A 19,651-nucleotide genomic window follows, 5' to 3' on the forward strand; every position below is an offset into this window, starting at 1 on the left:
CCCCCTGCTGCAAGCCGCGCCCAGCCCGACGCCCGCCGCGTCGGCTCCGGCCGCGCCGACCGCGGCGCCGGCCCCCGTCGTCCCGCCCGCCGCGCCGCCGGTGGTCGAGACGATCGCCGCGCCCGTGGCGACCCCTGCGCCCAAGCCCGGTTCGCGTTGGCCGCTCTACGCTGGGGCGGCGGCCGCCGCGGTCCTGGTTCCCGTGGCGGTCTGGCTGTGGGCCCGTTCGGGCGCGGAAGACGCCGTGCCTCCGCCGTCCGCCGTCGCAACGGAACCCGCCATCGAGGCCCCCGCCGTCCCGCTCGAAACGTCGACGCTGCAGCCTGCTCCGGTCGCGGTCGAGACGCCGCCCGCCGCCGCTCCGGCCGCCCGCGCCCCGTCGCCTTCGACGCGAGCCGCTTCGGCCCAGCCCCCGCGCCCAGCGCCCGCGCCGTCGCCCCGACCGAACCCCGCGCCGCCCGCAGCCCAGGCGCCCGCAACCCAGGCGCCCGCGACGCCGCCTCCCGCGCCGGTGGTGGTGGTGACGCCGCCCGCCGCGTCCCAACCGGACGCCCCGGCCCAGGTCGAAGGCCCGCCGCCGACCCAGGCGCGTCCGGCCCAGACCGACCCCAACGCCCCCATCGTCACCCGGCCCCAGAAGCTGGACTGATCTGGCGGCCGAACTGATCTAGCGTACGAGCGGCGGCGCCTTCTGCTCGGCCAGCGGCGGCACGCGGGTGTCGCGGCGCACGCTGTCGGGCATGAAGCCGGGATCAAAGGCGCCGCGCGTCATCCCTGCGTCGATCTGAATGTACTGCGTCCCGTAAATCTGCGGCCGTTCCGTCGCCTGCAGGTAGCGGTCCAGACTCGCCGCAGCGATCCAGGCGGCGTCTTGATGACCTTGCGCCAGGGCAGCGGTCGCCAGCACATGGGCTTTCAGGATGTCGTCCGCCTCACGACTGTGGTGGAAGATAAAGGCCGCTCGGTAGTAGTCGGGGCCGGATCGGACCTCGCCACGGCCCAGCATCGCCTTGGTCTCGGCCAGGCGTTCGGCGTCGGCCATGGCTTCCAGCAGGTCGAGATGATTGTCCTTGCGCGCCTTCTGGTCGGCGTTGAACAGGGCGGTCAGCGCCGGATTGTCGGCTCGGGCCGCTGGCGGATCGTCAGCGCGACCCTGAGAACCGCAGCCGGAAAGAAGCAGCGCCGCTGCCAGTGATGGGATCAGGCGTTTCATGCCCCTGGATAAGGGGAACGGTCACGCTTGGCGCAAGGGCAAATAACCGCGTTCCACCATCCGGCGCAGGGCGTCATAGGCCTCGGCCAGCTCGTCATAGGCGGTGCGGGCGGCGGTCAGGCGGGCCACCTGGTCGGGGGTGGCCGGGGCGCCGGATTCGGCCAGGCGCACGGCCTCGGCGCCCCAGCGCGCCCGCGCCTGGGCCGTCAGCACGGCCAGCTTCTGAAAGGCGCCGACGTCGACCTGGGCGAGGGCGTGGCCGATCAGTTCGCGGTTGGCGACATAGGCGGCGTAGTCGATCTGCTCCAGCAGGCCGCGCAGGCGGCGCTGCTCCTGCGGCTCCATGTCCTCGGGCTGGAAATGGTCGCTGGAACGACGGCGGGACTGGGTCAGCATGGTCGACATGACGGCCTCGGGCGAAACAGCAGCCCTGCAGCCTGTGCCTGCTTTGGTTAACCGGCGGTTTGCACGCCGTCCGGAACCCCTTTCGGGGCCAGCTTCAGCCGCGCGCGGTCCGGCGCGCCCAGGCCGCGCGGGCAGCGCATCGGCCGATAGTCCTTGGAGTAGCAGAGCCGCGCCTCGCGGAACCAGCCGTCGGTGGTGGCGATGAACACCCCGTCGCGCGGGAAGCCCGGATTGGCGGCGACGAAGGCGTCGCGGATCGCCCCGGCGGTCAGGCGCTGGGCGGGGATGGCCTCCAGATCGGGCTTGTTCAGCCCGTCCCACATCTTCGCCGCCTGCTCGAAATAGGCCTCGGGGCTGTCCCAGCCGCAGGTGCCGTGCGCCGCCCATTCATGCTGTTGCAGGCTGGGCGAGGGGATCATGCAGAAATGCTCGCGCACCGTCTCGACCGGGATGGCCGGGCCGGGCGCGGCGCAATAGCGCGGGTGCTTGTCAGCGGCGCCGTTGGGCCACAGCCCGTGCAGGGTCAGGCCGAACTGATTGGCCGCGCACTGATAGCGTTCGTCGGGATAGTCCTTGCCGCTGCGGCACGCCTGGGGCGACCAGCTGACCGCCAGCATGTTGAAGGCGACCGGCACGTCGGCCGCCACCTCGTCCTGCGGAATGCGATAGGGGCGGGCGGGGCGCAGGTCGTCCGGCACGTCGCAGACGGCGCCCGCGACCTCGGCTCGCTCCGGCGCCGCTTCCGTCGACACGGTGCAGGCGGTCAGCAGGACCATCAGGGCGGCGGAGGCGAAAAGGGTGCGCATGGCGGTCTCGTAAACCCTGCGTGATCGGCGGCCAAGGCGGAACCGGCGCACGGCCCCGCTCATTGAAAGCGTAAGCATAAGAGGATGAGGCCCATGCCCGATCAAGACGCCTTTGAAGCCGCCCTGGAGGAAGCCATCGCCCTGTTCGAGCAGGGCGAGAACATGAACCAGGCCCGTTTCGACGAGCTGATCGCCGAACTGGAGGCCCGTCGTCCCGCCCTTCACGCCGTGCCCGAGGACGACCCGCGCGCCGAACGCGCGCGCGCGCTTGAGCGCCGCGCCGACGAACTGGAGCACCGCGCCGCCCAGGGCCACGGCCAGATGGACGAGGTCAACAGCCTGCTGTCGCCCCTGATGGGCAGGAAGTCGGAGAACTGACCTCTGCTCCGTCACCCTCGGGCTTGTCCCGAGGGTGACGGGGGCGGGAGAGGCCTCAATACACGCCGTCGAAGCCGAAGATCGGCTTGCGCTCGCGCCACGCCCCGCGCGTGAAGTCGGGGAAGTCCACCGTGCGATTGCCCTCGGCGATCGACTGTTCCGACAGGGGGGTGATCGCGCTCCAGCTCACGGCGTCATAGATGTCCAGCGGCATCGCCGCCTTGGCCTTCAGCGCCTCGACGAAGGCGTGGATGACGAAGAAGTCCATGCCGCCGTGCCCCGACCCGGCCGCCGTGTCCGCGTGGGTCTTCCACAGCGGGTGGTCGTATTGCTCGAACCAGGCCTCCTGCGCCTCCCACTGGTGCTCGGGGCTGCGGCCCTCGATGTGGACCGACTTGTTCAAATCCATCCAGAGCCCCTTCACCCCCTGCACCCGGAAGCCCAGCGAATAGGGCCGCGGCAGATTGGTGTCGTGCTGCAGCAGCAGGGTCTCGCCGTTGGCGCAGCCGATCGAGGTCGTCACCACATCGCCCAGCTTGAACTGCACCTGGGCGTTCGGATGATCGGCCTCGCCGTTGTCGACCACATAGGCGTGCAGCCCCCGCGCCTTGGAGGCGTAGGCCGTCAGCGTCGTCATCCGGTTGCCCCGGTTCAGGTCGATCCAGTTGGCGATCGGCCCGATGCCGTGCGACGGGTAAAGCTCCCCGTTGCGGTTGACCGAATGCCAGGTGCGCCAGCGCGCCTCGGACCAGCCCTTCGGCCCGAACTCGACCCCGCCGCCATAGGGCTGCTGCGGATCGCCGCTGTTGAACTTCACCGCACGCAGGTCGTGCTGATAGCCGCCCTGCAGGTGGACCAGTTCGCCGAACAGCCCGGCGCGCACCATGTTCAGCACCGCCAGCACGTCGCGGCGATAGCAGACGTTCTCCAGCACCATATAGGGGGTGCCGGTCCGCTCGTGCGCCTCCAGCACGTCCCAGTGGTCCTGAAGGCTGACGCCCGCCACCACCTCGCAGCCGACCGGGATCTTGGCCTCCATCGCCGCGATGGCCATGGGGGCGTGCCATTCCCACGGGGTGGCGATGATGACGGCGTCCAGCCCCGGATGGGCCAGCAGGTCGCGATAGGCCCGATCCGGCGCCCCTTCATAGGCGCGCGGCGCAGGCTTCCCGGCGGCGGCGATCATCCCCTTGGCCCGCGCGATCATCAGCGGCTCGATGTCGCACAGGGCGACGATGTCCACATCGGCCCGCTTCAGCAGGATGGACATCAGGCTCTGCGCCCGCAGCCCCGTGCCGATGATCCCGATCTGCAAGCGGTTGTTCCGCGCCAGGGCCGGTCCGGCCAGGGTCGAGGCGGCGACGGCGGCGGACGAAGCGGCGATGAAGGCGCGGCGATCCATGATGAAGGCTCCTGCTGAAACGGCGTCGCCTTCCGCTTAGGCCAAGCCGGGCGCCTCGCCTAGCGGCCGGTCAGCGGCACGCCGCCACGCAGGCCCGCGCCAGCACCTCGGCCGAGTCGATCAGCGGCGCGTCCACGTCGCCCTGATCCAGCAGCAGCGGAACCTCGGTGCAGCCCCCGATCACCGCCTCGGCCCCCGCCGCGATCAGCGCCTTCGCCAAATCGCGCATGGCTGCGCGCTGTTCGGGGCCGACGTCGCCCGCCTTGACCCCGAACACCACCTGCATGAACCGCTCGCGCTCGGCGGGGGAGGGGGCGACCATCTCCAGCCCTTCGGCGGCCAGAGCCTCGGCGTACAGCAAGGCGGCGCCCGGGGTGGCTAGCACCCCGACCCGCCGCGCCCCGGTCGCGCCCGCCGCCTTCGCGGTTTCGGCGATCATGTCGATGAAGGGCAGGCCCGCCGCGCGGATGGCGCCCGCATGGGCGTGGGCCGTGTTGCATGGCATGGCCAGCACCTGCGCGCCCGCCGCCTTCAGCGCCCGCGCCATCTCGCCCAGCGTCCGGCCCGCCGCCTCGGGCTGAGTATGGCGATTGGGCACCTGGGGGTTGATGTCGGCGATGACGCGCACATGGTCTTCGTCCGCCCCGGCCGGCGTCAGCGCCTGCACCCGCGCCAGAAAGGCTGTTGTCGCGGCGGGCCCCATGCCGCCCAGAACGCCCAGTACGCGCGCCATGTTTACGATCCTGCTGAACCGCCGCGCGCCAAGTAAACCGGGCGCAGCGGGAAAAACGATTATTGTTCGACAAAGAGCGTTAACACGCGAAAATCAGCGGAACCAACATCGCGGCCGGGGATTGTGCAATCGGACACGTCGGACGCCCCCCCCAACCCCGACGAAGTCTGCGGCGGCCCGGCCTTAACGCCCCCCCGACTGAGAAGCCGGGCCGCCCCCTCTCCCTCAATCCAGCTTCAGTTCCATGTCCCAGCGATCCATGCCGGGCGCATAACCGTCAGGCGTGACCTTCACCGTCTTGAAGCCGAAGCGGGCGTAGAAGCTGTGAGTGTGCGGGCCGGTGTCCAGCACCACGCGTCGGACGCCCGGCGTCGCCCGCGCCGCCGCCAGCCGCGCCTCGGTCAGCGCACGGCCCAGACCCTGGCCGTGCAGGGCGTTCCCCACCATGCCCCAGCACATCGCCACGCTGCTGCCGTCCGGCTGGACGGCATGGCCGCCGCAGGCGACGATCTGATCGTCGCGCTCGATCACTAGGTAAGGCCAATGCAGGGCCTGGTCGTCCAGCCAGGCGACAAATCCCTCGCGCTCGCTCTCATCGAAGAAGCGCGGCATATTGCCGTCGAACAGGGTCAGGCAGGCCTCACGATCCTCGGCGCGATAGGGGCGGATGGTCAACATGTCCCGATCCCTAGCACGCCCCGCGGCTTGACCCGCAGGGGAAAGGGGCTAGGGTCGCGCCGTTCTCCGGGGGGTCGCAATCGAGCGGCTGAGATTGAGGTTTCTCCTCTGACCCGTCGAACCTGATCCGGGTCATGCCGGCGAAGGGACGAGTTCACCGCTTTCGACGCCCGAAGTCCGGCGTAGGGGGCGCTCCTACCGCGCCGGCGGACCTCTTCTCGCAGGAGGCCGCCACAATGAATATCCACGTTTCCAACGAACAGCCGCACGAGCCGCAGGTCGATCTGGCCCTCGCCGACGCCCGCAAGGAAGTCGCCGCCGAGCACGGCCGCATCCCCACCGGCCCCCGCGCGGGCGGTCAGAAGGTCTATGTGGCGGGCGAGCTCTTCCCCGACATCCGCGTCCCCTTCCGCGAAGTCGCCGTCCACCCCAGCGCCAATGAGCCGCCGGTGACGATGTATGACTCGTCCGGCCCCTACACCGACCCGGCCGTCACCATCGACATCAAGAAGGGCCTGCCGCGCGTCAAATCCAGCTGGCAGCTGGATCGCGGCGACATCGCCCCCGTCGCGAACCCGCGCGAGGTCAAGCCCGAGGACAACGGCCACGCCAGCGGCAAGCACCTGGCCCCCCGCTTCGACGTCTCCAACCATCAGGTCTTCAAGGGCGTCGAGGGCCGCCCGGTCACCCAGTACGAATACGCCAGGGCCGGGATCATCACGCCGGAGATGGAATACGTCGCCATCCGCGAGAACCTGCGCCGCGAACAGACCGCCCCCTGCATCCGCGACGGCGAAGACTTCGGCGCCGCCATCCCCGACTTCGTCACGCCCGAGTTCGTGCGTCAGGAGATCGCCCGCGGCCGCGCCATCATCCCGCACAACATCAACCACCCCGAGGTCGAGCCGATGATCATCGGCCGCAACTTCCTGGTGAAGATCAACGCCAACATCGGCAACTCGGCCGTCCTCTCGTCCGTCGATGACGAGGTCGACAAGCTGGTCTGGGCCACCCGCTGGGGCGCCGACAACGTCATGGACCTGTCGACCGGCCGCAACATCCACAACATCCGCGACTGGATCATCCGCAACTCCTCCGTGCCCATCGGCACCGTCCCCATCTATCAGGCGCTGGAGAAGGTGAACGGCGTCGCCGAGGATCTGACCTGGGAAGTCTTCCGCGACACCCTGATCGAACAGGCGGAACAGGGCGTGGACTACTTCACCATCCACGCGGGCGTGCGCCTGCCCTTCGTGCCGATGACGGCCAAGCGCGTGACGGGCATCGTCTCGCGCGGCGGCTCCATCATGGCCAAGTGGTGCCTGGCCCACCACAAGGAGAGCTTCCTCTACGAGCACTTCGAGGACATCTGCGACATCATGCGCGCCTATGATGTCAGCTTCTCGCTGGGCGACGGCCTGCGCCCCGGCTCCATCGCCGACGCCAACGACGAGGCTCAGTTCGCCGAACTGCGCACCCTCGGCGAACTGACCAAGATCGCCTGGGCCAAGGGCTGCCAGGTCATGATCGAAGGCCCCGGCCACGTGCCGATGCACAAGATCAAGGCCAACATGGATGAGCAGCTCAAGCACTGCCACGAGGCTCCCTTCTATACGCTTGGCCCGCTGACCACCGACATCGCCCCCGGCTACGACCACATCACATCGGCCATCGGCGCGGCCATGATCGGCTGGTTCGGCACGGCCATGCTCTGCTACGTCACGCCCAAGGAGCATCTGGGCCTGCCCGATCGCCAGGACGTCAAGGACGGCGTCATCACCTACAAGATCGCCGCCCACGCCGCCGACCTGGCCAAGGGCCACCCCGGCGCCCGCGCCCACGACGACGCCCTCTCCAGAGCCCGCTTCGAGTTCCGCTGGGAGGACCAGTTCAACCTCTCCCTGGACCCCGAGACCGCCCGCAAATTCCACGACGAGACCCTGCCGAAGGAGGCGCACAAGACCGCCCACTTCTGCTCCATGTGCGGCCCCAAATTCTGCAGCATGAAGATCAGCCAGGACATCCGCGACGCCGCCAAGGCCCAGAACGACGCGGGCGCCAGCCTGACGGACGCCGAGGCGGGCATGGCTGAGATGAGCGCGAAGTTCAGGGCCGGGGGCGGGGAGATTGAGGTGAAGGTGTGAGTGCTGTGCCGCTTGATTTCTTTTTAGCCGAGTCCAATACGTCACGCTGCGCGCCCGGGTAGTGCGCTAAGTTGGATTCGCTGCCGGGGGGAGGTGCACGATGCGAGACGCAGATGTTCGTATGGCTGTGCGAGAATTACTCGCTGTCGAGCACGCTGGTGACCGTGATACTCGCATTGTCGAGGAAATGGGCGTCTGGGCCGGCTCTGTTCGAGTAGACATCGCTGTAATCAATGGCGAGCTTGTCGGGTACGAGCTCAAAAGTGATCGTGATACCCTTGCGCGCCTCCCTCAACAGGCTGAGCTCTACAGCCGTCTTTTCGATCGAGTACACTTAGTCGTTGGTTCGAAGCATTCTCGCGAAGCTCGCAAGGTTATCCCTAATTGGTGGGGCATTCATGTAGCCACGTCAGTGGGAAGCAAAGTGCACATTTGCAAATCACGCGACGCCAAGATGAATCCTAAGCATGACCCGATGATTGTCGCGCAAATGCTGTGGCGAGAAGAAGTTCTGGAAGTGCTAGATAGGCACGGATTGGTTATTGGTTGGAAAAGTAAGACGGCCGCGCAATTGCACGGCCGTCTCTGCGAAGTGCTTAGCTTAGATGAGCTGCGTTCGGAAGTTCGTAGCGCGCTCAAACGTCGTCAGGGATGGCTAGGGCAGCCGATCGATAACCAACTCAATGTGGCGATTGGTGCTCAACTCTACCCATGAGGTCCGACTGCCGGAACTGTTGGTCGGTGATGCGAAGTGCAGTACTCGCGTATCCCCCCAGCAACTCGCAAGTCCGCCGAAACCTGGATCCGCTCGGAAGGTGTTTGCGTGAGCTTGATATTGAACACGCATTGGTTGACCCGTAGATCCTGATGTCGGCCGACCTTTAATTACAAGCCAGTCGTTGTCGCGAGTATAGCGTGCACTGACGGTCGCTCTTGCCATCGCCACACCTGGCGGCTCAGTCATATCTGGGTGGCCGATCCCGTGGTCACCATAGTCGACTTTGAATGGAGCTGAAGCATGGACGTTCTGCCAGAGCTGCCAGTCAAGACGCGGGACCACATTGGGGCCTAGCGCCAAGCCAGTATGATCTTTTGGTGCTGCCGACGATGCAACGGTCACAGACCGCCATGTCCCAGCGCCAGGGAAGGTTTGCAGCGCATTCACCACGACAGGATCGATAACCCCGGCCCCGAACGCGGGCAGGTGACCCGCACAGAGGATGATGTCGACCTGGTTTGCGGGCAATCCATTAGCTGCACACCAAGCGATCAAGGTGGGCAGGTCTCCAAGACGCACTTTGACAACGGCACCATAGGCAGCCGCGAGAGGAAGCGCTGCTGCGATGTAAGCCGTTGATGCGGCCATTTCGATGGAGGGCAGCGCGGGTACGCCGCCGGCACGCAAATCGGTGATAACGTTCACCATATCGACAGCGGAACCAGTTTCGCTGAAGTTGAATAGGCCATCGATAGCTATCGCATGACCTGCCCAGCCAGCAACAAGTCGGTTCACGAAGCTTTCTGCTACGCTGCTCGTGAGATGGACGACGGGAAAAACACGCGCCTTCGTCGCTGGTTGCAAGTTTGCAAGAGCGGTGGCTTCACCAGCCTTGCTGCGGATCAATGGGACGTATCTATAGGCCAAAGCGTTTCCTTTTTATGGGCCGCGAAATGCGGCAAGAACGCCGATATGGGAAATCGTTTGGCTAACCGCAACGCTTCTCTTGAGCTTCTCTTACGTTTGGCGAAGGGAGAATGAACAGGAGTCCCGTCCGATCCTGACGCACCCGTCCGCCATCCTCCGCCTTTCAGGCAGGAGGCGGCGCGATGAACGAAGAGCGGGAGAAAGACTGGCATGAGAAGGCGCCGCGCATTATCGCCTCCGGCCGGTGGGAGCAGGACGAGTACGGCGACACCACCTACATCCCCGATCATGTGCGGCCCTCGACCGCCGAGCGGACCGAAACGGATGACGCCGGGCGTGGCCACTACTACGAAGACCCGGCGCCGCGGGACGGCTATCGCGTCCGCTCCGAGGCGACCTGGGCGGCGGCGCGGCGTGACTATCTGGCCGGGGATACGGCCGAGGCCGTTTGCGACCGCTATGGGCTGAAGCTGGGGACGCTGCGGTCCCGCGCCGCGCGCGAGGGCTGGCGCCGTTGCGACGCGGGCGACCCGGACCCGTGGCCTGACGAAGACTATCCGGTCGAGGATGCGGCGGCGGACGCCCCCGATCTGGCGGCGATGGCGGCTCAGGCCCTGATGCGGCTGAACCGGGCGGTGCGGCGCGGCCGGGCGGCCGAGGCGGCGTCGTGGCTGCGCACCTGGCGGGCGCTGACGGACCCGGCCCTGCTGGCCGCCGCCGAGCCGGAAAGCTCGCCGCCTGCGCCCAGCCCGGCGCCCCGGCCTGACCCGCTCGATACGCTGGAAGCCGACATGAAGGCGGTCGTCGCCGTCGCCCGCGACGCCGCCCGTCTGGCCCCCGACGACCACGCGGGCCGCCGAGCCGTCGAGGCCCGCATCAACGCCCTCAGCGCCCGCCTCGCGCCGGAAGAGAGGGCGGTGATTTCAGACGATTCAGACGAATTGGACTCTGTTTTTTCCGCCCCTTCTCCCCTTGTGGGAGAAGGTGGCCCGTAAGGGCCGGATGAGGGGTCTCTCACCGACCGATACATGGGGCGGACACGGCGTCGCACCCCCTCATCCGTCCGGCTTCGTCGTCCACCTTCTCCCGCAAGGGGAGAAGGAAACTACGCCTTGCCCGCGATCTCGCGCAGGGCGTTGACGAAGACTTCCGTCGGCTGGCCGCCGGAGATCAGATATTTGTCCTCCACCACCACGGCGGGGACGGAGGTGATTCCCCGCGCGCGCCACAGGGCCTGCGCCGTGCGCACCTCCTGCACATAGCGGCCGGAGGCCAGCACCTCGGCGGCCTCGGCGCGGTCCAGCCCGGCGGCCTGCGCCGCCTCGGTCAGGACGCCCGCGTCCGAGACGTTGCGGCCCTCAGTGAAGTGGGCGCCGAACAGGGCGTGTTTCAGCGCCGCCTGCCTGTCCGGCGCCGTCAGGCCGGCCCAGTGCAGCAGGCGGTGGGCGTCGAAGGTGTTCCACATGCGGCTGTCGTCGCGGAAGTTCATCTCGACCCCGACCTCGGCGGCGCGGGCGGTGATGGCGGCGCGGTTGGCGGCCGACTGTTCGGGGGTGGAGCCGTATTTGCGGGCCAGGTGCTCCCCCATGTTCTCGCCCTCGGGGGCGATGTCGGGGTTCAGCTCGAACGGCTGGAAGGCGATGTCGGCGGCGATCCCTTCGCCCTGCAGCCGTTCCAGCGCCTGCTCCAGCCCGCCCAGCCCCACGGCGCACCACGGGCACATGACGTCGGAGACGAAGTCGATCTTCAGCGGCTTGAGCGGGGCGGCGTCGGTCATGGCGGCGGGGCTTTCTGGAACAGCGTGTGTGACGAAGCATATGGGCGCGCGAAGGGAGGAGGCAAGGCGCGCCGGGCATTGATTCACGGCCTGCCAACCGGCACACCGGATCAGTGAAACAGAGCCTGATCATTGATTGCGACCCCGGCGTGGATGACGCCACGGGGCTGCTGACCGCCTTCGCCTCTGCTGACCTCGACCTGCTGGCCGTGACCACGGTCGGGGGCAACGTCAGCGCCGAAAAGACCGCGCGCAACGCCCGCATCCTGCGCCAGATCGCCGGGCGCGAGGACGTGCCGGTGTTCGCGGGCGCCGAGCGCCCCCTGCGCCGCGAGCCGGCCGGGGCGGGCGAGTTCCACGGGGCTGAGGGGCTGGGCGACCTGACCCCGTTCGAGCCCGCCGCCCTTGTGGCGGATGGTACGGCGGCTGAGGCCATCGTGCGGCTGGTGATGGCGCGGCCTGCGGGGGCCGTGGCGCTGGCCGTCATGGGGCCGATGACCAATCTGGCGCTGGCCATGCGGGCCGAACCGGCGCTGGCGGCGCATCTGGGGCCGGTCGTGGTCATGGGCGGCGCGCGCTCGGAAGGCGGCAACATCACCGCCTCGGCCGAGTTCAACATCTGGGCCGACCCGGACGCGGCGGCCGAGGTCTTCGCTTCGGGCTGCCGCATGATCGTCATGGGGCTGGACGCCACCCATCAGGTGCGGGCGACGGAAGGTAGGATCGCGGCGATCGAGGCCCTGCCCACGGCCTCGGCCCGCACGGCGGCGGCGATGCTGCGCTTCTCCCAGCGGGTGGAGCGGCGGATCGTGGGCTGGGATGCGGGGCCGCTGCACGACCCCTGCACGGTGGCCTGGCTGTTGCGGCCTGACCTGTTCGAGCTGGCTCCCTGCCGCATCGCGGTGGAGACCGAAAGCGACCTGACCCGAGGCCACACAGCGGTCGAGTTCCGTGTCGAGGCGGCCGGGGCGAACCATTTCTGGGCGACGAAGGCCGACGCGGCCGGGGTCTTCGCCCTGATCACCCAGCGTTTGGGAGAAGGCGCATGAGGATCACCGTCGTCGGCTCGATCAATCTGGATATTGTGGCGGCGGCGCCGTCCCTGCCTGCCCCGGGGGAGACCGTGACGGGGGCGACCCTGTCGCGCCATCCCGGCGGCAAGGGCGCCAATCAGGCGCTGGCCGCGCGTCGGCTGGGCGCCGAGGTCTCGCTGATCGGCCGGGTTGGCGATGATGAAATGTCGGGCGCGGCGGTGGCCCTGATGCTGGCCCACGGCGTCGACCTGTCGGGGGTGGAGACGGACCTCGCCGCCCCGACCGGCGTGGCCCTGATCACCGTCGATCCGACCGGCGAGAACCAGATCACCGTGGCCGCCGGCGCCAACCACTTCGTGACGCCGGAGCAACTGCCCGCCCGGATCGAGACGCCGCTGATCGCCCAGCTGGAGCTGCCGATCGAGACGGTGGAGGCGGCGGTGGGCCGGGCGACGGACTTCGTCTGCGTCAACCTGGCGCCCGCCGCGCCGGTGTCGGAGGCCCTGCTGCGCCGCGCGGACCTGCTGGTGGTCAATGAGACGGAAGCCGCCTTCTACGGCGACGCCCTGCACGTCGGCGGCGGGCTGGTGGTCGTGACCAAGGGCGCGCGCGGGGCGGTCATGTATCGGCGCGGGGTGGCGATGGCCTGGGCCACGCCGCCGCGCATCACGGCTGTGGACGCGGTGGGGGCGGGCGACGCCTTCGTCGGGGCGATCGCCGTGGCCCTGCTGGAGGGCATGGAGCCGGACGCCGCGCTTCACTTCGCCTGCGCCGCCGGGGCGCTGGCGGCGACCCGGCCGGGGGCGCAGCCGTCGCTGGGCGACCGCGCCGAGGTCGAGGCCCTGATGGCGGGGTAGGGCCTTCTATTTCCCGAACAGGTCCGGCGCGGCGGCGGGCGGCGCCTGCGGCGTCTCCAAGCCCAGATGCTCATAGGCGCGCGCGCAGGCCATGCGGCCGCGCGGCGTGCGCTGGATGAAGCCCTGCTGCAGCAAATAGGGCTCGATCACGTCCTCGACCGCGTCGCGCGCCTCGGCGATGGCGGCGGCCAGGGTGTCCATGCCGACCGGCCCGCCGCCGTAGTTCTCGATCAGGGCCTTGAGGAAGCGGCGGTCCAGGCTGTCCAGCCCGGCCTCGTCCACCTCCAGCCGCGCCAGCGCCCGCGCGGCGGCCAGCCGGTCGATGGGGCCGCCTTCAGCATCGGCGAAATCCCGCACCCGCCGCAGCAGCCGTCCGGCGATGCGCGGCGTGCCGCGCGCGCGGCGCGCGATCTCCATGGCCCCGTCCTCGGTGATGGCCGCGCCCATCTTGCGCGCCGCGCCGCGGATGACGGCCGTCAGCTCTTCGGGGGTGTAGAATTCCAGCCGCAGCGGAATGCCGAAACGGTCCCGCAGCGGCGTGGCCAGCAAACCCGCCCGCGTCGTCGCCCCGACCAGGGTGAAGGGCGCCAGGTCGATGCGCACGCTGCGCGCCGAAGGCCCCTCGCCGATGATCAGGTCCAGCACATGGTCCTCCATCGCCGGATAGAGGATCTCCTCCACCTGCGGGGCCATGCGGTGGATCTCGTCGATGAACAGGACGTCGCGCGGTTCGAGGTTGGTCAGGATGGCCGCCAGGTCGCCCGCCTTGGCCAGGATGGGGCCGGAGGTGGCGCGGAAGCCCACGCCCAGTTCGCGCGCCACGATTTGCGCCAGGGTCGTCTTGCCTAGCCCCGGAGGACCGAACAGCAGGACGTGGTCCAGCGCCTCGGAGCGGGCGCGGGCGGCGTCGATGAAGACCTTCAGATTGCCCTTGGCCGCCGACTGGCCGACGAACTCGGACAGGGTCTGGGGCCGCAGGGCGCGGTCGTGCTGCTCGCCGGGCGCAGGGGCAGGCGAGATGATGCGGTCGTCAGTCATTTCGCCTTCTCCCTTGAGGGGAGAAGGTGGCTTGCGGAGCAAGACGGATGAGGGTGAGGCTGGCGGCAAGCTGAACGACTGCTGGAAGAGCGCGCGGAAACAGCACCCTCATCCGAGCGCCTGCGGCGCCCACCTTCTCCCCTCAAGGGAGAAGGAATGACGTGGGGGCCCCTCATCGTCCCAGCTCCTGCAGGGCCGTGCGGATGACGAGCGGCAGCTCCGCCTCCTCGCCCAGCTTGATCAGGGCGTGATCGACGGCGCGGCGAGCGTTGACCTCGGCGATGCCCAGGCCCAGCAGGGCGGCGACCGCCTCGCCGGTGACGCTGGGCGGCGGCGGGGCGACGGCGGCTTCGACATGGACGCCCGGCGCGCTCGGAGCGAAGACGCCCTCGCTCAGGCTCTTGCCCTTCAGTTCGGTGACGATGCGCAGGGCCAGCTTCGGGCCCACGCCGTTGGCGCGGCCGACGGCGGCCTTGTCCTCGCGCGCGACGGCGGCGGCCAATTCGGCGGGCGGCAGCACGTCCAGCACCCCCAGCGCCGCCTTCGGCCCGACGCCCTGAATGGTCAGCATCAGGTTGAAGACCTTGCGCTCGTCCCGGCTCAGGAAGCCGTAGAGACGCGGCCCCTGGTCCTGGCTCCACTGGCTCTGGATGAACAGCAGGGTCTCGTCGCCCGGCGCGGGCAGGCGGCCCAGCGTCCGCGCCCCGCAGGTGGCGACATAGCCCACCCCGCCGCAGTCGATCAGGCACTCCGCCTCGCCGACCTCGGCCAGGATGCCGCGCAGACGGCCGATCATGCCGCGCCTCGCACCGGCAAGGCCCGAAACCGACGATGATGCGCATGGGTGACCGCCACGGCCAGCGCATCGGCGGCGTCGGCTTTGACCTCGCCCGAGGCGGGCAGCAGCCGTTTGATCATGAAGGCGATCTGGCTCTTGTCGGCTTGCCCGGCGCCCACCACCGCCTTCTTGATCAGGGTCGGGGCGTATTCGGCGACGCTGAGTCCCGCCCGCGCCGGGGCCAGCATGACCGCGGCCCGCGCATGGCCCAGCTTCAGCGTCGAGGCCGGATTGACGTTGACGAAGACCTCTTCGATCGCCGCCTCGTCGCAGTCATAGGCGGCGCAGACCTCGCCGACCTGCTCCAGCAGATGCAGCAGCCGCTCGGAGAAAGGCGCCTTGTCGTCGGGGGCGACGACGCCGTGCGCGATCCAGCGCAGGCGGCTGCCCTCGCTTTCGATGACGCCCCAGCCGGTGCGGCGCAGGCCGGGGTCCAGCCCCAGGATCCGAGTCGTTTCGTTCGCCATCCGTTCCTATTGCCCCAAAGAGGGTTAGCGAACAATGACCGGGCGCAGCTTCAGGGCCCGATGTCGGCTCAATCGTCTCTGGGCATGACCGAGAAACCGGCCAGACCCGCCTGATCCGACAGGGCGCGGGACAGGGCGTCGACCTTCAGCGGCATGGGGCCCCGCGCCTTGACGTGGTGTTCGTGGATCTGGCCGTCGGGGCTGACGACATGGCCGATACGCGTGGGCTTGAGGCCGTTCTCGCCCAGTAGGGCGCGCAGCGCCTTTTCTTGCGGCGCCGCGCCGCGCGTCCAGCGCAGGGTGACGTCAAGCACCCCGACGTGGGGCAGGCGCGCGTCGAGAAAGCGCAGGATGGCCAGCACCAGCAGGGTCGCCCCCGCCGCGATCAGTCCCAGCTTCCACAGGCCGACCCCGAACATCACCCCGGTGGCGGAGGTGGTCCACAACGAAGCCGCCGTGGTCAGGCCGTGCACCGAGAACCGCTCGCGAAAGATCACTCCGGCGCACAGGAAGCCGATGCCGGTCAGTATGCCGTGCGCCATCCGCGTCGGGTCGATCACCAGCCGCTGCTCGGGCAGGGCGACGAAGCCCCAGCTGGCCTGATGCATGGCCGCCAGCATCAGGACGCAGGAGGTCATGCAGACCAGGATGTGGGTGCGGAACCCCGCCGGATGGCCGTGATAGGTCCGCTCGATGCCGATCAGCCCGCCCGCCACCATGGCCGAGGCCACCGGCGCCAGCAGACTCAGTTCCTCGACGCCCCAATGCGTCACGCCCCAGTCGATCGCCATGATCCCAACGCTCCCAACGACCGCGCAGGTTGGACCTCCGCGCAGGCCGGGGCAAGTCGTCAGTCGTCGCGCGGATTCAGCACGTAGCCGCAGACCGAAGGCAGGGCCGACAGCCGCCCCGCCAGGGTCTTGAGCGCCGTCTCGCCCTCGGCGCGGACGCGCCAGCTGCGGCGCACCACCGCGCCGTCGTCGATCAGTTCGAAACGGTCGGGCGCGGGCTTCGGATCGATCGCGCGCAGAGCGGCCTCGACCTCGGCTTCGGGCGAGCGGCCGTCACGACGCCAGCACACCTCCACATCGGTCAGGGTGCGGTCCGGCAGCCGCGCGCTGACCAGCCGCAGCGCGACCAGGATCAGGCCCGTGATCACCGTCCCCGCCGCGCCCAGGGCGAACAGGCCGGCCCCGAACAGCAGGCCGATGGCCGAGGTGATCCACAGCGAGGCCGCCGTCGTCAGGCCGTGGATGGAGAAGCCGGTGCGGAAGATGACCCCGGCGCATAGGAAGCCGATTCCCGTCAGCACCCCGTGGGCCATGCGGGTGGGGTCGGTGACGATGTTCTCGTCCGGCAGGGCGCGGAAAGCCCAGTCGGCCTGGGTCATGGCCGCCAGCATCAGCAGGCAGGACGCCAGGCTGACCAGGATGTGGGTGCGGAACCCCGCCGGCCGGCCGCGCCACTCGCGCTCGAAGCCGATCATCCCGCCGGCGATCAGGGCGCCGGCGATGGGCAGGACGACGGTCTCCAGCCAGGCGGCGTCAGCCATGGTTCTCGACGTAGGTTTCGGGGTCTTTGTTGACCGGCTTCACCCCGGCGATGTGGCGGGCCTGGAAGGCGGCGAAGCGCACGCCCAGGTCGTGCCGGGTCTGCAGGTCTGCGTTCAGGCGGAAGTCGGTCAGCCCCTGCCGCTCCTCCTCGCCCATGTGCTTGGAGTTGACGATGTTGGCCGCGCCGACCGCGTCGAACCAGGCGCGACTGCCGACCGCGTGCGCGGCCACCGCCTTCACCGCGTCGCGCAGCTTGTTGTGATCCTCGATGGCGTCCTCGGTCTCGCCCTCGACCGTGCCGTCGTCTGCGTCATTGACGCCCTCGCCCAGTTTCAGCAGGGCGGGATAGAAATGCCGCTCCTCGGCCTCGGCGTGGGCGTCCAGAAAGGCCGACAGCCGCCCCCAGACCGCCTCCAGCGCCTCGACATTGTCCGCGCCGATCTGCTCGATCAACGAGAACAGCCTGCGCTGTTCGGCGTGGTCGTCCAGGATCAGCTGGGTGATGTCCATGGGGCGGGCTCCTCGCGGCAAGGCTTGAGCCCTAAGAAGCCTCCGAACTCAGGTCCGGTTCCTGAGCCCCGACGCCGCTCCCGCATGGGTGCGGCGTCGGGGACAGGATCATCGCGTGCGGATCAGCCCGCGTACTTGGCCGCGTCTTCGTCCGAGATGTTCTCGTTCGAATAGACCTGCTGCACGTCGTCTTCGCCGTCCAGGGCGTCCAGCAGCTTGAACAGGACGCCGACCGAATCGCCCGTCAGGTCGATCTCCGACTGCGGCTTCCAGACGATGGCGGTGGATTTGGGGTCGCCCAGCACCTTGGACATGGCCTCGGCCACTTCGTTCAGGTCTTCGAAGGCGGTCCAGATGGTGTGGCCCGGCGCGTCCTCATAGATGTCGGGCTTGACCAGGTCGCTCTCGACGTCGGCGGCGCCGGCCTCGATGGCGGCCTCCATCACGGCGTCTTCAGATCCCGCCTCGGCCGGATAGTGGATCTTGCCGACCCGATCCCACATGAAGGTGACCGAGCCGCTCTCGCCCAGGGCGCCGCCGTTCTTGGCGAAAGCCGAGCGCACGCCCGAGGCGGCGCGGTTGCGGTTATCGGTCAGGACTTCGACGATGACCTGGACGCCGCCGGGGCCGCGGCCCTCGTAGCGGATCTCCTCCATCGCATCGACTTCGCCGCCCGAGGCCTTCTTGATGGCGCGCTCGATGTTCTCCTTCGGCATCGATTCGGCCTTGGCGTTGTTCACCGCCAGACGCAGCCGGGGGTTCATCGCCGGGTCGGGCATCCCCGACTTGGCCGCCACGGTGATTTCCCGTGACAGGCGCGAAAAGAGCTTTGAACGGACCGCGTCAGCGCGGCCCTTGCGGTGCATGATGTTCTTGAATTTGGAATGGCCGGCCATGGAGTCGCTCGCCAGATGTCGAATATGCTGAGGGGCGCCCTTTACTGGATGGCGCTTCCTCTGTCACGAGAGGGGAACCGCCCGAACGCGCCGGGGATTATGCGCAGGCAAGAATTGGAGACGCCGATGGCCGCCGCCGACGACACCTATCTGGACGAAGCCTATGACGAGGGCATCGATCACGCCCACGCCGGCGAGATCGTTCAGTGGTACGCCAAGCGGCCCGTCACGGTGTCGACGGCGGCGGCCACCAGCTCGCTGGTCGGCGCCTTTGCGCTGGGCGTGCTGACCACCATCGGCGCCTTGGCCGTGATGCGCCTCTACGACCGCGACTGAGCAGACGTCGCGCGAATCTTTCGCAAAAAGACTTCACCTCGGCGGTAAAGCCGGTCATCCTCCCTTTCCCAGAAGGAGGCGGCCTTGGCGCATCCCCGCAGGATGAACCGGATGATCGTCGTGCTCGGCGCGGCTGTCTTGGTGCTGGGCGGTTTCAGCCTCTACGCCCTGACCCAGGGGGCGCGCTTCGGACCCCGCCAGACCACGCCCGCCGAACGCGCGCTTGAGCAGGTGCGCGAACAGATGGGGCCGCAGGCCGAGGTCCGGCATGTCGAGGCCGGGCGCGGCAAGGCCGCCTGCGGCTACGCCGGGCTGAAGGGCAGTCGGGAGGCCGTGGCCTTCGTTTCCCGGCCCAACCGCATCCTGATGAGCCACGACCCGCTGACGGGCGAGTTCGCGACGCTGAAATCGCGCTACTGTCCGGGCTTCGACGCCCCGGCGCCCGCCGCCGTTTCCGGCAAGAGCTGAGACCATGACCGACCAACCCAGCGCCGGCCGCTTCGACGGCCGCGATCACCTGTTGCCCGTGCGGGTTTATTACGAGGACACGGACTTCACCGGCCTAGTCTATCACGCCAACTACGTCCGCTATTTCGAGCGGGGGCGGTCGGACTTCCTGCGTCTGGCGGGGGTAGGGCATGTCGACCTGCTGGAGCAGGACGAGCCGCTGGCCTTCGTGGTGTCGGATCTGGCGATCAAATATCTGAAGCCCGCGCGGATCGACGACGCCCTGGCGGTGCGCACCCGCTATGAAGCGATCAAGGGGCCGCGCCTGATCATCCGCCAGACGGTCGAGCGCGACGGCGACGTATTGTGCCGGGCGGACGTCGTCGCCGTCTGCATCCATCTGGACGGGCGTCCGCGCCGTCCGACGAAGCGGCTGATCGAACTGGTGACGCCCTGGCTGTCGGGGGAAACAGGATCGGCTCGGCAATAACGAG

At 68.9% G+C, this 19,651-nt stretch carries 24 protein-coding genes, 1 pseudogene and 1 riboswitch; of the genes and pseudogenes, 10 read left to right on the forward strand and 15 right to left on the reverse strand.

Going from position 1 to position 19,651, the window contains the following annotated elements:
- Positions 1–649, forward strand: a pseudogene (locus BJP32_RS17315) (hypothetical protein); the annotation flags it as partial.
- An 18-nt stretch (positions 650–667) separates the two neighbouring features.
- Here BJP32_RS17315 and BJP32_RS06370 read toward each other — a convergent pair.
- From BJP32_RS06370 to BJP32_RS06380, 3 genes are read right to left on the reverse strand one after another with little or no spacing between them, the layout of a single operon-like run.
- Positions 668–1,213 (reverse strand): hypothetical protein, encoded by a 546-nt coding sequence (locus BJP32_RS06370; protein ID WP_076223365.1) that lies wholly within the window; start codon positions 1,211–1,213, stop codon positions 668–670.
- 21 nt (positions 1,214–1,234) lie between these two features.
- Entirely contained in the window at positions 1,235–1,618 is a 384-nt protein-coding gene (locus BJP32_RS06375; protein WP_003163882.1) for a hypothetical protein, read from the reverse strand.
- Between the two features lie 47 nt (positions 1,619–1,665).
- Positions 1,666–2,424: a ribonuclease gene (locus tag BJP32_RS06380; protein WP_076223366.1), complete on the reverse strand. Its 759-nt coding sequence runs from the start codon at positions 2,422–2,424 to the stop codon at positions 1,666–1,668.
- A 93-nt stretch (positions 2,425–2,517) separates the two neighbouring features.
- Between BJP32_RS06380 and BJP32_RS06385 the strand changes: the two genes are divergently transcribed.
- Positions 2,518–2,802, forward strand: coding sequence for a hypothetical protein (locus BJP32_RS06385; protein WP_003163879.1), 285 nt, complete (start codon positions 2,518–2,520; stop codon positions 2,800–2,802).
- Between the two features lie 55 nt (positions 2,803–2,857).
- Here BJP32_RS06385 and BJP32_RS06390 read toward each other — a convergent pair whose 3' ends face one another.
- The 3 genes from BJP32_RS06390 to BJP32_RS06400 all read right to left on the reverse strand — a co-directional run bounded on the left by BJP32_RS06390 (position 2,858) and on the right by BJP32_RS06400 (position 5,615).
- Positions 2,858–4,204 carry a Gfo/Idh/MocA family protein gene (locus tag BJP32_RS06390; protein ID WP_076223368.1) on the reverse strand — a complete coding sequence of 449 codons (1,347 nt, stop codon included), beginning with the start codon at positions 4,202–4,204 and terminating at the stop codon, positions 2,858–2,860.
- A gap of 70 nt (positions 4,205–4,274) precedes the next feature.
- Positions 4,275–4,937 (reverse strand): aspartate/glutamate racemase family protein, encoded by a 663-nt coding sequence (locus BJP32_RS06395; protein ID WP_076223370.1) that lies wholly within the window; start codon positions 4,935–4,937, stop codon positions 4,275–4,277.
- A gap of 225 nt (positions 4,938–5,162) precedes the next feature.
- Entirely contained in the window at positions 5,163–5,615 is a 453-nt protein-coding gene (locus tag BJP32_RS06400; RefSeq protein WP_076223372.1) for a GNAT family N-acetyltransferase, read from the reverse strand.
- 57 nt (positions 5,616–5,672) lie between these two features.
- Positions 5,673–5,782, forward strand: a riboswitch (TPP riboswitch).
- Positions 5,783–5,851: 69 nt separating this feature from the next.
- Between BJP32_RS06400 and thiC the strand changes: the two genes are divergently transcribed.
- Both thiC and BJP32_RS17100 read left to right on the forward strand, forming a co-directional pair.
- A complete protein-coding gene (thiC, locus tag BJP32_RS06405; RefSeq protein WP_233126754.1) occupies positions 5,852–7,759 on the forward strand; it encodes a phosphomethylpyrimidine synthase ThiC in 1,908 nt (635 codons plus the stop codon).
- A 100-nt stretch (positions 7,760–7,859) separates the two neighbouring features.
- Positions 7,860–8,474 carry a sce7726 family protein gene (locus BJP32_RS17100; RefSeq protein WP_076223374.1) on the forward strand — a complete coding sequence of 205 codons (615 nt, stop codon included), beginning with the start codon at positions 7,860–7,862 and terminating at the stop codon, positions 8,472–8,474.
- Here BJP32_RS17100 and BJP32_RS06415 read toward each other — a convergent pair.
- Positions 8,415–9,404: a hypothetical protein gene (locus tag BJP32_RS06415; RefSeq protein WP_076223375.1), complete on the reverse strand. Its 990-nt coding sequence runs from the start codon at positions 9,402–9,404 to the stop codon at positions 8,415–8,417. The two genes, BJP32_RS17100 and BJP32_RS06415, sit on opposite strands and share 60 nt — an antisense overlap.
- A 182-nt stretch (positions 9,405–9,586) precedes the next feature.
- Between BJP32_RS06415 and BJP32_RS17320 the strand changes: the two genes are divergently transcribed.
- The gene (locus BJP32_RS17320; protein WP_076223377.1) at positions 9,587–10,399 is read left to right on the forward strand and encodes a hypothetical protein; all 813 of its coding nucleotides are present in this window, start codon (positions 9,587–9,589) and stop codon (positions 10,397–10,399) included.
- 110 nt (positions 10,400–10,509) lie between these two features.
- Here BJP32_RS17320 and BJP32_RS06425 read toward each other — a convergent pair whose 3' ends face one another.
- The gene (locus BJP32_RS06425; RefSeq protein ID WP_076223378.1) at positions 10,510–11,181 is read right to left on the reverse strand and encodes a DsbA family oxidoreductase; all 672 of its coding nucleotides are present in this window, start codon (positions 11,179–11,181) and stop codon (positions 10,510–10,512) included.
- A 113-nt stretch (positions 11,182–11,294) separates the two neighbouring features.
- On the opposite strand from BJP32_RS06425, the gene BJP32_RS06430 reads away from it, so the two are divergent.
- Together BJP32_RS06430 and BJP32_RS06435 are read left to right on the forward strand one after the other, a co-directional pair.
- Complete coding sequence (locus tag BJP32_RS06430) at positions 11,295–12,230, forward strand: nucleoside hydrolase (RefSeq protein ID WP_076223380.1); 936 nt, start codon at positions 11,295–11,297, stop codon at positions 12,228–12,230.
- On the forward strand, positions 12,227–13,072 hold the full coding sequence (locus tag BJP32_RS06435; protein ID WP_076223382.1) for a ribokinase: 846 nt from the start codon (positions 12,227–12,229) through the stop codon (positions 13,070–13,072). The genes BJP32_RS06430 and BJP32_RS06435 overlap by 4 nt, the downstream gene beginning before the upstream one ends.
- A gap of 6 nt (positions 13,073–13,078) precedes the next feature.
- Here BJP32_RS06435 and ruvB read toward each other — a convergent pair whose 3' ends face one another.
- The 7 genes from ruvB to BJP32_RS06470 form a co-directional block, all read right to left on the reverse strand.
- Complete coding sequence (ruvB, locus tag BJP32_RS06440) at positions 13,079–14,110, reverse strand: Holliday junction branch migration DNA helicase RuvB (protein WP_076223384.1); 1,032 nt, start codon at positions 14,108–14,110, stop codon at positions 13,079–13,081.
- A 172-nt stretch (positions 14,111–14,282) separates the two neighbouring features.
- A complete protein-coding gene (gene ruvA, locus BJP32_RS06445; RefSeq protein ID WP_076223385.1) occupies positions 14,283–14,906 on the reverse strand; it encodes a Holliday junction branch migration protein RuvA in 624 nt (207 codons plus the stop codon).
- On the reverse strand, positions 14,903–15,415 hold the full coding sequence (gene ruvC, locus BJP32_RS06450; protein ID WP_003163870.1) for a crossover junction endodeoxyribonuclease RuvC: 513 nt from the start codon (positions 15,413–15,415) through the stop codon (positions 14,903–14,905). The genes ruvA and ruvC overlap by 4 nt, the downstream gene beginning before the upstream one ends.
- Positions 15,416–15,483: 68 nt before the next feature.
- Positions 15,484–16,206 (reverse strand): MgtC/SapB family protein, encoded by a 723-nt coding sequence (locus tag BJP32_RS06455; RefSeq protein WP_076223387.1) that lies wholly within the window; start codon positions 16,204–16,206, stop codon positions 15,484–15,486.
- Positions 16,207–16,265: 59 nt separating this feature from the next.
- The gene (locus BJP32_RS06460; protein ID WP_076223388.1) at positions 16,266–16,967 is read right to left on the reverse strand and encodes an MgtC/SapB family protein; all 702 of its coding nucleotides are present in this window, start codon (positions 16,965–16,967) and stop codon (positions 16,266–16,268) included.
- The gene (locus BJP32_RS06465; RefSeq protein ID WP_003163867.1) at positions 16,960–17,478 is read right to left on the reverse strand and encodes a hemerythrin domain-containing protein; all 519 of its coding nucleotides are present in this window, start codon (positions 17,476–17,478) and stop codon (positions 16,960–16,962) included. The genes BJP32_RS06460 and BJP32_RS06465 overlap by 8 nt, the downstream gene beginning before the upstream one ends.
- A gap of 122 nt (positions 17,479–17,600) precedes the next feature.
- The gene (locus tag BJP32_RS06470; RefSeq protein ID WP_003163866.1) at positions 17,601–18,374 is read right to left on the reverse strand and encodes a YebC/PmpR family DNA-binding transcriptional regulator; all 774 of its coding nucleotides are present in this window, start codon (positions 18,372–18,374) and stop codon (positions 17,601–17,603) included.
- A gap of 126 nt (positions 18,375–18,500) precedes the next feature.
- Between BJP32_RS06470 and BJP32_RS06475 the strand changes: the two genes are divergently transcribed.
- From BJP32_RS06475 to ybgC, 3 genes are all read left to right on the forward strand, one after another.
- Positions 18,501–18,710 (forward strand): hypothetical protein, encoded by a 210-nt coding sequence (locus BJP32_RS06475; RefSeq protein WP_003163865.1) that lies wholly within the window; start codon positions 18,501–18,503, stop codon positions 18,708–18,710.
- Between the two features lie 84 nt (positions 18,711–18,794).
- On the forward strand, positions 18,795–19,178 hold the full coding sequence (locus BJP32_RS06480) for a hypothetical protein (protein WP_223850955.1): 384 nt from the start codon (positions 18,795–18,797) through the stop codon (positions 19,176–19,178).
- A 4-nt stretch (positions 19,179–19,182) separates the two neighbouring features.
- The gene (ybgC, locus tag BJP32_RS06485) at positions 19,183–19,647 is read left to right on the forward strand and encodes a tol-pal system-associated acyl-CoA thioesterase (RefSeq protein WP_076223390.1); all 465 of its coding nucleotides are present in this window, start codon (positions 19,183–19,185) and stop codon (positions 19,645–19,647) included.
- Positions 19,648–19,651: the final 4 nt, after the last annotated feature.

It is taken from the genome of Brevundimonas sp. ZS04 (assembly GCF_001956865.1).
GTDB lineage: Bacteria > Pseudomonadota > Alphaproteobacteria > Caulobacterales > Caulobacteraceae > Brevundimonas > Brevundimonas diminuta.

What these genes read in the sequence shown, in the direction of transcription:
- BJP32_RS06370 (WP_076223365.1), bottom strand. Translation starts at nt 1,213, where the DNA reads ATGAAACGCCTGATCCCATCACTGGCAGCGGCGCTGCTTCTTTCCGGC.
- BJP32_RS06375 (WP_003163882.1), bottom strand. Translation starts at nt 1,618, where the DNA reads ATGTCGACCATGCTGACCCAGTCCCGCCGTCGTTCCAGCGACCATTTC.
- BJP32_RS06380 (WP_076223366.1), bottom strand. Translation starts at nt 2,424, where the DNA reads ATGCGCACCCTTTTCGCCTCCGCCGCCCTGATGGTCCTGCTGACCGCC.
- BJP32_RS06385 (WP_003163879.1), top strand. Translation starts at nt 2,518, where the DNA reads ATGCCCGATCAAGACGCCTTTGAAGCCGCCCTGGAGGAAGCCATCGCC.
- BJP32_RS06390 (WP_076223368.1), bottom strand. Translation starts at nt 4,204, where the DNA reads ATGGATCGCCGCGCCTTCATCGCCGCTTCGTCCGCCGCCGTCGCCGCC.
- BJP32_RS06395 (WP_076223370.1), bottom strand. Translation starts at nt 4,937, where the DNA reads ATGGCGCGCGTACTGGGCGTTCTGGGCGGCATGGGGCCCGCCGCGACA.
- BJP32_RS06400 (WP_076223372.1), bottom strand. Translation starts at nt 5,615, where the DNA reads ATGTTGACCATCCGCCCCTATCGCGCCGAGGATCGTGAGGCCTGCCTG.
- thiC (WP_233126754.1), top strand. Translation starts at nt 5,852, where the DNA reads ATGAATATCCACGTTTCCAACGAACAGCCGCACGAGCCGCAGGTCGAT.
- BJP32_RS17100 (WP_076223374.1), top strand. Translation starts at nt 7,860, where the DNA reads ATGCGAGACGCAGATGTTCGTATGGCTGTGCGAGAATTACTCGCTGTC.
- BJP32_RS17320 (WP_076223377.1), top strand. Translation starts at nt 9,587, where the DNA reads ATGAACGAAGAGCGGGAGAAAGACTGGCATGAGAAGGCGCCGCGCATT.
- BJP32_RS06425 (WP_076223378.1), bottom strand. Translation starts at nt 11,181, where the DNA reads ATGACCGACGCCGCCCCGCTCAAGCCGCTGAAGATCGACTTCGTCTCC.
- BJP32_RS06435 (WP_076223382.1), top strand. Translation starts at nt 12,227, where the DNA reads ATGAGGATCACCGTCGTCGGCTCGATCAATCTGGATATTGTGGCGGCG.
- ruvB (WP_076223384.1), bottom strand. Translation starts at nt 14,110, where the DNA reads ATGACTGACGACCGCATCATCTCGCCTGCCCCTGCGCCCGGCGAGCAG.
- ruvA (WP_076223385.1), bottom strand. Translation starts at nt 14,906, where the DNA reads ATGATCGGCCGTCTGCGCGGCATCCTGGCCGAGGTCGGCGAGGCGGAG.
- ruvC (WP_003163870.1), bottom strand. Translation starts at nt 15,415, where the DNA reads ATGGCGAACGAAACGACTCGGATCCTGGGGCTGGACCCCGGCCTGCGC.
- BJP32_RS06455 (WP_076223387.1), bottom strand. Translation starts at nt 16,206, where the DNA reads ATGGCGATCGACTGGGGCGTGACGCATTGGGGCGTCGAGGAACTGAGT.
- BJP32_RS06460 (WP_076223388.1), bottom strand. Translation starts at nt 16,967, where the DNA reads ATGGCTGACGCCGCCTGGCTGGAGACCGTCGTCCTGCCCATCGCCGGC.
- BJP32_RS06465 (WP_003163867.1), bottom strand. Translation starts at nt 17,478, where the DNA reads ATGGACATCACCCAGCTGATCCTGGACGACCACGCCGAACAGCGCAGG.
- BJP32_RS06470 (WP_003163866.1), bottom strand. Translation starts at nt 18,374, where the DNA reads ATGGCCGGCCATTCCAAATTCAAGAACATCATGCACCGCAAGGGCCGC.
- BJP32_RS06475 (WP_003163865.1), top strand. Translation starts at nt 18,501, where the DNA reads ATGGCCGCCGCCGACGACACCTATCTGGACGAAGCCTATGACGAGGGC.
- ybgC (WP_076223390.1), top strand. Translation starts at nt 19,183, where the DNA reads ATGACCGACCAACCCAGCGCCGGCCGCTTCGACGGCCGCGATCACCTG.